Origin of the sequence: Priestia sp. BR_2, assembly GCF_041954005.1 — a bacterium.
Classification (GTDB): domain Bacteria; phylum Bacillota; class Bacilli; order Paenibacillales; family Paenibacillaceae; genus Paenibacillus_AQ; species Paenibacillus_AQ lautus_A.
Genome location: NZ_JAVFHM010000037.1, coordinates 1 through 1,428, shown reverse-complemented (window position 1 = coordinate 1,428; position 1,428 = coordinate 1). Strand labels below are relative to the sequence as shown.

The 1,428-nt window shown below is 33.8% G+C and carries 2 protein-coding genes; both read left to right on the top strand.

Translation table 11 applies throughout. The features are described 5' to 3' along the window. Positions 1-1,071: sensor histidine kinase (locus RB298_RS00465; RefSeq protein WP_486045212.1), on the top strand; the 1,071-nt coding region annotated here is incomplete at its 5' end. Next, positions 1,068-1,428 (top strand): response regulator (locus tag RB298_RS00460; protein WP_486045210.1); only part of this gene is annotated, 361 nt, incomplete at its 3' end. The genes RB298_RS00465 and RB298_RS00460, both read left to right, overlap by 4 nt.

Genomic DNA, 1,428 nt, shown 5'->3' with positions numbered 1-1,428 from the left:
AAATTGTCCTGTATTCCTTTTCTTATTGGAGCATTTGGAGCTTTTTTCATTGCAAGGAGGGTAAAAAGACTAATATTTGGACTAGAACCGGAGGAGATTTCCTTTCTTTTTAAAGAAAAAGAGGCTACCCTTGAATCTATTCAAGATGCTACTGTTACTGTAAATGTTGAAAAATATGTAACGTCGATGAACAGAAGGGCCAGAGAACTATTTGATCATCTTCAAATAGGAGGAGAGATAAAGAACGCCCGTTTAGGACAGTTAATTGGTCAAGCGATAGAAAAGCAGCGGGTGTATTCTAACCAGTCCCTTGTACTAGATGGTCAGCAGTATATTTTAGATTTATCTCCTATTGTAAGAAAAAAAGAAGTGCAGGGTATCGTCCTTACTATAAGAACTTTATCTCAAATTGAAGAATTGACAGAAGAGATTTCTAAAATTAAAATGTTTTCTGATAATTCACGCGCTCAAAATCATGAATTTTTAAATAAGTTGAACGTGATTTATGGATTGTTAAAGTTAAAGAAGTATGAGCATGTCATGCAAATGATTTCATCAGAGGTAAAGGAACGCCAAGATATTATTTCTTTTTTAATGTCTTCTGTAAAGGATCCTTTGATTGCGGCATGCTTACTTGGAAAGATCAATCGTTCGAAAGAATTAGATGTTACTTTAGAAATTGACCAAGATAGTAACTTAACAAGTACTTTAGATATCGAAGACGCAAAAAACGTTGTTTCTATCTTGGGGAATTTAATTGATAATGCGCTCGAGGCTGTGCGAGAACATAAAGGGAACGTGCTGGTATCTTTTACAGATGTAGGAAATGACCTGATTTTTGAAGTTGAAGACAATGGACAAGGGATATCAAAAGAAGTAGAAAATATGATTTTTATAGATGGTTACACAACGAAAAAAGGTGAAAATCACGGAATTGGATTGACTATTGTTAAAAGATCTGTAGAGCTGCTTAAAGGTGAACTATACATAAGCAAAAGTATGTTACAAGGAGCAAGATTTACATTAGTTATCCCAAAGCTATTAAATAACGAAAAGGAAGAATCGATATGACTGAAAATCAAATTAATGTCATGATTATAGAAGATGATTCTACGGCTGCACAAATTTATGAACAGTTTATTAAAAAACTAGAGCATTTCACTGTTGTTGCGACAGCAGGGTCTGGAGAACAGGCTTTAGAATTACTAACAATATTTACGCCTCAATTAATTTTATTGGACGTTTTTTTACCAGATATTAACGGAGTAGAACTGTTATGGGAAATCAGAAAGAAGTATCGAGGAATCGATATTATTTTAATAACGGCAGCCAATGATGTCGAAACAGTAGGGGAAGCAATAAGAGGAGGAGCGTTTGGTTATTTGATGAAACCTGTAATTATTGATAAATTTTTATCTACTTTAAAAC